At 69.9% G+C, this 7,090-nt stretch carries 8 protein-coding genes; all 8 read right to left on the reverse strand.

All coding sequences use genetic code 11. The features are described from left to right. Positions 1–24: 24 nt before the first annotated feature. Positions 25–393: a hypothetical protein gene (locus tag OO70_RS47535; protein WP_043686923.1), complete on the reverse strand. Its 369-nt coding sequence runs from the start codon at positions 391–393 to the stop codon at positions 25–27. A 54-nt stretch (positions 394–447) separates the two neighbouring features. After that, positions 448–957: a phage baseplate protein gene (locus OO70_RS47540; RefSeq protein ID WP_043686926.1), complete on the reverse strand. Its 510-nt coding sequence runs from the start codon at positions 955–957 to the stop codon at positions 448–450. Between the two features lie 47 nt (positions 958–1,004). Beyond that, positions 1,005–1,238: a hypothetical protein gene (locus OO70_RS47545; RefSeq protein WP_043686929.1), complete on the reverse strand. Its 234-nt coding sequence runs from the start codon at positions 1,236–1,238 to the stop codon at positions 1,005–1,007. A 3-nt stretch (positions 1,239–1,241) separates the two neighbouring features. Continuing rightward, complete coding sequence (locus tag OO70_RS47550) at positions 1,242–1,634, reverse strand: hypothetical protein (RefSeq protein ID WP_043686931.1); 393 nt, start codon at positions 1,632–1,634, stop codon at positions 1,242–1,244. Positions 1,635–1,689: 55 nt separating this feature from the next. After that, positions 1,690–2,838, reverse strand: coding sequence for a hypothetical protein (locus tag OO70_RS47555; RefSeq protein ID WP_043686934.1), 1,149 nt, complete (start codon positions 2,836–2,838; stop codon positions 1,690–1,692). 86 nt (positions 2,839–2,924) lie between these two features. After that, a complete protein-coding gene (locus tag OO70_RS47560; protein ID WP_043686937.1) occupies positions 2,925–3,749 on the reverse strand; it encodes a hypothetical protein in 825 nt (274 codons plus the stop codon). A 179-nt stretch (positions 3,750–3,928) separates the two neighbouring features. Next, entirely contained in the window at positions 3,929–5,419 is a 1,491-nt protein-coding gene (locus OO70_RS47565; protein ID WP_043686938.1) for a cellulose-binding domain-containing protein, read from the reverse strand. 221 nt (positions 5,420–5,640) lie between these two features. Then, entirely contained in the window at positions 5,641–6,960 is a 1,320-nt protein-coding gene (locus OO70_RS47570; protein ID WP_043686941.1) for a radical SAM protein, read from the reverse strand. Between the last annotated feature and the right edge of the window lie 130 nt (positions 6,961–7,090).

Raw genomic sequence — 7,090 nt, forward strand, 5'->3', positions numbered from 1 at the left:
CCTCAAGGGAGTTCGCCCGTCGGTTCATCGCAGGGCCACCCCTCCGACGACCCGGGAGCCGAACGATCCGGCTCCGTTGAGATTGCGCGGGTCCAGCAGCATCGTGGGGAACGTCAGGGCGAGTTCGGCCGCGTGGTACTCCACCCCGGGCGCCAGCTTGCGCCGCAGGATCGTGGTCAGGCCGGCCGGTTCCTCCCGGTCGACCGACAGCACGAGGAACGCGCCCTTGGCCGGCAGGTCGAGCAGGTCGCCCGCCGCGCTGTCGAGGATCTCCTCCGCCACATTGGCGTAGAGCCGGAACTGGTACGAGCGGCCGGCCAGGGAGAGCCGGAACGCCTGCGGGAATCCCTCGGCCGGGTCGATCGGCAGGGCGAGGTAGTTCGGGGCCGCCATATCCTGCCTCCTTGGTCATGACGGGATTCGTCGCGGACTCACCGCGTCGCGGACTCACAACAGGCCGCCGGGGACACGGGCGATGGGACTCGCCGCCGGCCCGGTGGGTACGGCCGCGGTGCCGACGGCGAGGAGCAGGTCGCCGATCTCGCCGAGCACCGCGGCGGTGCGGGCGGGCGGGATCTGCTGGAGCGTGATCGACACGTCCAGCGCGTCCCGCTTGGCCACGCCCTGGGTGAAGCGCAGATCGGTGACCTGCATGTTCAGGCTGATGGTCAGGCCCGACACCACCGGGATGCCGACCGCCGACTCCCCGCGGGCCATCGCGGCGACCAGCAGGCGTGAGGTGAGCGCGAGCGCCTCCAGGGCCTTCTTCTGCTCCTGCCGCTGCGGGCCGAGCAGGACGGCCTCGATCGCGATCGTCTTGTTCGTGGGCTGGGTGGCCTGGGAGAACCGGCTGCCCATGATCCGCTCGATGCGGTAGCCCTCGTTGATGGTCATGCTCTGCACGTACAGCAGCTGCACAGGGCCCACCAGCACAGGCAGGTTCACCGCACCAGCCATCGCGTTCCTCCCCCTTCACATGCGTCGGGTCCGGGTGGTCTCAACTGTCAGATCCGGGTGGCCAGTTCACGGTCGAGCTGGTCGAAGACGTAACCGGCGACCCGCTGGACCTCGGTGTCCGGGAGGGTCCCCACGACCTCCACCTGGACCGGGAAGTAGTAATGGATCACCCCGGACTCGTCCTCCGGCTCGATCACCGCCTCGCTGCCGGCCTGCGGGACGATGTACTCGCCCTCGTGCACCAGCGCGATCCCGGTGCGTTCCACCCGGGCGCCGTCCACGGGTTACGCCTCGACCCCGACGGACAGCGCGAGGCAGGTGAAGCTCGCCTGCGGGACGCCGTCGATCACCACGTTGCTGGGGTTCGCCGAGGTGACGACGCAGCGGGCGAACTTCATCGAGTTGAACGCCCAGTCCGTGCCCTTCTTCTCGGCCACGATGATCTGGAACTCCGTTCCCTCCGTGGCCAGTTGGGTCAGGTCGGCGACCGCGGTCGCGACCGCCGGCACGCCCATCGTGAAAGTGAACGTCGCGGGCTGGCGGACGAACCCGACGTTGTCCGCCTCGATGCTGTGCAGCACGGTGTGCGGGGCGTTGAAGGTCGGGGTGAACGTCGAGATGGGGGTGATCGTGGAGTCCCCGAGTTTCACTTCGAGGCGGGTGTTCCAGTCGGCCATCAGGTGTGCCTTCCTACTCGGGCTTCGTTGCTCGGACGTGGCTGCTCGGATGTGCCTAGTCGAACTTCAGGTCGATGGAGATCCGGTGCACGGCGCCCGCGTACTCGACGGCGGCCAGCACCTGCACGAGGCGCTGCACCTCGGCGGTGTGGATCCGGTTCGCCTCGTCGGGGGTGAGCGTGGCCGGGTCCTTGTCGAGGAGCGTGAGGACGGGGACGACGAGTTCGAAGCTGTTGAGCACACCGGCGTCGACGAAGGGACTGAGGACCGCCTCCATCTGGGCGACCAGCGCGCGCAGCCCGGACCTGCTGATCCGCACGTTGCCGATCGAGCCGATGAGCTGCGCCTTGAGCAGGAAGGACAGGTGGTCGACGAAACGGCAGACGTCGATGTACTTCTTGGGGCTGCCGGGGTCGCCGGCGTATCCCTCGCCCATGTAGACGCCGTTGCCGGGGATGAGGGCCGGAGTGGTCAGCCAGTTGACACCGGCTCCCGTCGGTCCCGATCCGGAGACCTCCGGCGGTCCGTTCAACTTGTCGATGTCGGTCGGGCCGAACGGCGGGCTGACGATGTTCACCGGCTTGAGCAGCAGTGACACCCAGGGCTCGTAGCCGGCGATGGTGCCGGCCACGGCCACCGCCGCGTCCTGTGCGCTGTTGTGCGCGACGTAGACCATCCGCTCGTTGGGCAGGATCACCGTGGGGTCGTTGCCGCCCTGGGGCAGCATCGCGACGCCCATCCGTTCCATCCCGTCGGCACCCGTGTTGGACACCGAGGTGACGTGCGCGGAGAGCAGGCCTATCGGTCCGTCGGGGGTCGTCGAGGTGCCGTCGACCGGGGTGTTGGCGATCACGACCAGCTGGACGTTCAGGGCGGCGACGACCGCGAGCGCGCCCTTCCAGTCCGGTGTGGTGGCGTCCACGGGAACGCCGTAGACGAGGGTCGGTCCCGGGGTCTGCTCGAACACCAGGGTCAGCGCGTCGCCGAGGTCTCCCGGAAAGGTCTCCTGTGCCTTGTCCGGGCTGGTGAACGCCACCGGCTTCGGCGCTACGGCGGCCGCGGCGGCGGCCGACTTCTTGGTCGGCGCCTCCACCGTCGAGGTCGGGGCGGTCACCCGGCCCACGATCGCGATCGTGCCGAACGCGCGGACGGCCGGGGCGAACAGGTTGACGGTCGGGTCAACCCGGATATACCGAACGGGCATCAGGGTTCTCCTTCAGAGCGGGGCCGGTCAGGCCGGGTCGATGGCAGAGGGGTGCGAGCGGGGCCCACGGACGCGCCGCGGTTTCCTCACGGGGCGGGCAGGAAGAGGGTGACGACGCCTTCGGCGGCGAGGACCCGTTCGACGTCCGCGGCGGCGAGCCCGGCGGGCAGGCCGTCGGCGGCGATGACGACGGCTGTCGCGTACGCCTCGGTGACCTCGGCCGGGAGCCCGGCGGGCGGCGGGCCGATCAGGGGGCGCGCAGCCTCCCGTACGAGCCGGGTGGCGCGCAGTCCCTCGGCGAGGTCGAACGGATCGACGACCACGGCCGCCAGCGTGACGGGCAGCGTGTGCGTGTTCGCCGGGTCGGCCGGGTCGAACGGCGGCGGTGTGCGCAGCCGTATCTCCGCGACCACGTAGTCGAAAGCGTCCTTCAACTCCTCGACCGTGCTGATCCCGTGCTCGACGAGGAAGGCGTCGAGATCGAAGAAGGTGAACCTCGCCCGGAACTCGTCGAAGGTGGTGAAGTCGTCGAACGCCCGGGTCACCACCGATTCGGCGCCGGCCGGGTCGACCTCGGCCACCGTCGTGACATCGACGGTGGCGAGCAGATCGACCCAGACCGGCCGGGTGGGCTCGGGCACGTTCAGGGTCAGTTCCGTGCGGGTGTAGGCCGGTACGAGCTGCGACCACGCGCCGTCCCGGCGACCGGTCGGGAACAGCGGCCGCTGCAGTGCGATCTCCCGCACCCGCGCGTCGGCGATCGTGTCGAGCCGGACGGCCGCCAGGTCGTAGGCCGAGCCCAGCATCGTACGGACCCGCCGCTCGCCCGCACCGTCGGCGGGCGACAGCAACGCCCCCAGAGCGACAGGGTCACTCAGCGCGAGCAGCGCCCGGTCCCTGAATGCCGACATGTTTCCCCCGCTGGTAGTCCGATCCCGGCGGACCATTCAGGTCCGTCCGGCGATGGCTACGTTGGCAGGGGGGCCGTTACGGGGGCGTCACCGTGGCGTCAGTGGTGGTGGTGATGCGCTTGCCGTGCAGGGGCGTGCAGGGGGAATCATCGGCGTTCGGGGGTGGGCCCTGCCTCCAACTACTCCGTGCAGGTGGCCCCGTTGAGCGTGAACCTGTCCGGCGCCGAGTTCTTGCTGTTGTTCCACGTCCCGAGGAAGCCGAAGGTGAAGCTGCCGTTCGCGGCGACGTTCTTGTTGTAGTCGGCGGCGGTGGCCGTGACGCGGGAGCCGTCCTGGGCCACGGTCGCGTCCCACATCTGGGTGACCTGCTGGCCGTCGCGGTAGGTCCAGGCGACCCGCCAGGTGTCGAGGGCCTTGGTGGTGGTGACGGTGACGGCGGCCTGGAAACCGGTGTTCCACTGGTTGACCAGGTCGTAGGTGACCTCGCAGCTCGCCGGCGCGCTCGGACTCGAACTCGCCGTCGGGGCCGGGGAGTTGCTCGCGGTGGCGGAGGCGGTGCCCTGGGGTTCCGTGTCGGGGTTCTTGTCACTGGGGTCGGCGGCCTTCGTACGGCTCGCCGTGGGTCGGGTGGACGGGGAGGACGATGCGGACGGGTGCGTGCCGACGGGCGACGCGACGGAGCCCGGGTCGGCCACCGGCTGGCGGTCGGCTTCGTCGCTGGCCGCGTTGTCGTGGCCGGAGCCGCCCATCGGCATCATCGAGACGCCGAGCGCCACCGCGGAGAGGAGGACGGCCGCGGCCAGTAAGCCGTTCCGGACGAGGCGCGCCTTGCTCGCGCCCTCCCTCGGTTCCCCGGCCTCGAGTTCGGCGGCGGGACGCCCCACGCCGAGCCGTACCTCGGCGGCACGGCGGCGGCGCTCCAGGTAGGCGAGCCCGCCCCAGCCGATCACCCCGCCCGCGAGGGCCGACGGCAGTCCGCCGCCCGCCAGGCGCAGACAGGCGGCGGCCTCCGCGCACTGCACACAGGTGGCGAGGTGCCGTGAGAGGTCCTCGGGTGTGTCGGCGGACGGTGACCGGGTCACCGCGTCCAGCAGCCGGGCGTAGCTGCGGCACTCCGCGGCCATCGGTGTGTCGAGGTGGCTGCGGTGGCAGCGGTCCCTGAACAGGGCCCGCACCTGGGCGAGTTCACCGGAGACGATCGCCGGGTCGAGGCCGAGTCGGCGGGCCACGACGGTCAGCGGCAGTGCCTCCACCTCGGCCAGCCACAGCAGCGCCGCGTCCGCCTCCTGGAGGTCCCGCAGACCGCGGAGGGCGATCGGGCGCTGCAACGGCATGCCGTGGTAGCGGGCCGCCTTCTCCGAGTTGAGCCACAGCCGCAGGTCCGGGTCGAGCCGGTGCCCCTGTCCGGCGAACTCCCACGCGGCCGCCGTGGTCCGTACGGCAGTCAGCAGCAGCGGTATCACCGGCAGTACGCGGCGGGCCGGTCCGCGCATCGGCCCGGACCCGGCGGAACGGGCCTCCTGGATGCCGAGTGCGAAGGCCTCGCTGGCCAGCTCGGTGGCCGAGGCGGTTCCGGACGTGCACAGGTCGGCGTAGGACAGCACGGCGTCCCAGCACTCGGTGAACAGCGCGGCCTCAGCGGCGTCCTGAGGAGTCGGCAGGTCGGGCATGGGTCTCCTGCATCCACGAATGACGGCCAACTAGCTCTGACAGCAGGCAAGTTGGAGGGGGGCTGCCTCGTGACAGGGCAAGAGCCTTTCACGCATCCCACACAACTGACAAGCCGCGTATTCAATTGCGGTCACCGTCAGTTGTCCTCTGTGCAGTTGTACGTGTCCGAGCCTCTCCCGTCTCACCCGTCGCAGGAGTTGGCCACACCGTTACCTTTACCTTACAAAGGTGCGGGCTCCTCGGCGGGGAGGCTGTCCATGAAGGAGCTGACGGAGAAGACCGCGCGGCCGGGTCCCGGTTCGCCGTATCCGGGCGGGGACTTGAGCCCAAAGTCCTCCATGGTCGCGCGGTAGGCCTGCAGCAGCCGGATGTGGTACTCGAGCGGGGCGCCCTGCGGATTGGCCTTGCCCAGCGGGGTGGTGGGCTCGGGGCACCAGGTCGTGAAGCGGGGTGTGATGCCGTGCGACATGAAGAACCGCAGGCCCTCGGTCGTGGACGCGATCGCCTCGTCGACGGTCGTGAAGCCGAACGGCTCCGCCATCTCCACGCCCGCGACGAAGTTGGGGATCACGTTGCGCGCGCCGAAGATCTCCGCGGAGTCGAGGATGCGCTTGTGCCACTCGGCGCGGCCGACGTAGCGCTCCTTGCCCGGGCAGTGCAGCTTGAACAGATACTCGTCCCACACCTCGTAGTTGGGGTGGTAGATCTGCACGCCGTAGTCCTTGAACCGCTGCACGTCGTCCTTGGGCAGCGCCTGGGCGACGACCTTGCCGATCCAACGACCGGGGAAGCGCTCCTCGATGGCCTTGGCGTAATGGCCGTAGAAGTCGGCCTCGTCGCGCCCGGCGACGGTCTTGGTGATCGCACCGCCGGTGAGGGTGTAGGCGGTTGAGGTCTTCGCCGTGTCGTACCGGTCGATGATCTCGAGCGCCTCCAGCACCTCCTCGACATCCTTCACACCGGTGTACGGCCGCCCGGCGGCCTTGTGCTGACGCCAGTTGTGGTTGATGTCGCAGTACTGGCACTCCTCCTTGGCGCCGAAGTACTGGCACACCCGGAAGACGGTCAGGTAGATCAGGTAGCCCCACTGGATGGTCGGGGCCACCTCCATGACGGACTTCCCGTTGGCGAGCTTGTGCCGGTAGTACTCCGGCATCGGCGGCACACCGACGTCAGCGATCCGCTTCCCGTCGAGGTACAGCCCGAGGACCCCGTCCTCGTCGGAGGCCACGCGGTACGGCGAGGCCGGATTCACCCGCACCGAGACCACGGTCCGCCGCAGGTCGTACGGCCCACCGGTGAGGATGATCTCCTCGGGCGGCCGCCTGAGCGCCGCCTCTCCGAGCTCCGGCAGGGTCCCGTGGTCGAAGGAGAAGATGAAGTACGACTTCGGCTTGACGTCGCCGCCCTCGTTGTCGCTCAGCGCGGACGGGTCGAAGGCGACACCCCCACGCAGCAGGTCCTCCTTGAAGACGGCCTCCCGCGGCACATCCGGAAAGCGCTCCATCAGATCCTCGACCAGCGCGGTGCGGCTGCCCATCCCGTATCTCCTCCCGCCTCAGTCGCCCTGCTCAGGCGCACGACTCCTCACGGTATGCCTCCGGCGGTCGGGCGGGGGGAGCGGGGGGCCGGTGTGGTGCGGGTTGGTCGGTCGGGGTGGGTGCGAGGGG

Source organism: Streptomyces xylophagus (assembly GCF_000716435.1).
In the GTDB taxonomy this organism is placed as follows: domain Bacteria; phylum Actinomycetota; class Actinomycetes; order Streptomycetales; family Streptomycetaceae; genus Streptomyces; species Streptomyces xylophagus.

What these genes read in the sequence shown, in the direction of transcription:
- OO70_RS47555 (WP_043686934.1), bottom strand. Translation starts at nt 2,838, where the DNA reads ATGCCCGTTCGGTATATCCGGGTTGACCCGACCGTCAACCTGTTCGCC.
- OO70_RS47550 (WP_043686931.1), bottom strand. Translation starts at nt 1,634, where the DNA reads ATGGCCGACTGGAACACCCGCCTCGAAGTGAAACTCGGGGACTCCACG.
- OO70_RS47535 (WP_043686923.1), bottom strand. Translation starts at nt 393, where the DNA reads ATGGCGGCCCCGAACTACCTCGCCCTGCCGATCGACCCGGCCGAGGGA.
- OO70_RS47560 (WP_043686937.1), bottom strand. Translation starts at nt 3,749, where the DNA reads ATGTCGGCATTCAGGGACCGGGCGCTGCTCGCGCTGAGTGACCCTGTC.
- OO70_RS47540 (WP_043686926.1), bottom strand. Translation starts at nt 957, where the DNA reads ATGGCTGGTGCGGTGAACCTGCCTGTGCTGGTGGGCCCTGTGCAGCTG.
- OO70_RS47565 (WP_043686938.1), bottom strand. Translation starts at nt 5,419, where the DNA reads ATGCCCGACCTGCCGACTCCTCAGGACGCCGCTGAGGCCGCGCTGTTC.
- OO70_RS47570 (WP_043686941.1), bottom strand. Translation starts at nt 6,960, where the DNA reads ATGGGCAGCCGCACCGCGCTGGTCGAGGATCTGATGGAGCGCTTTCCG.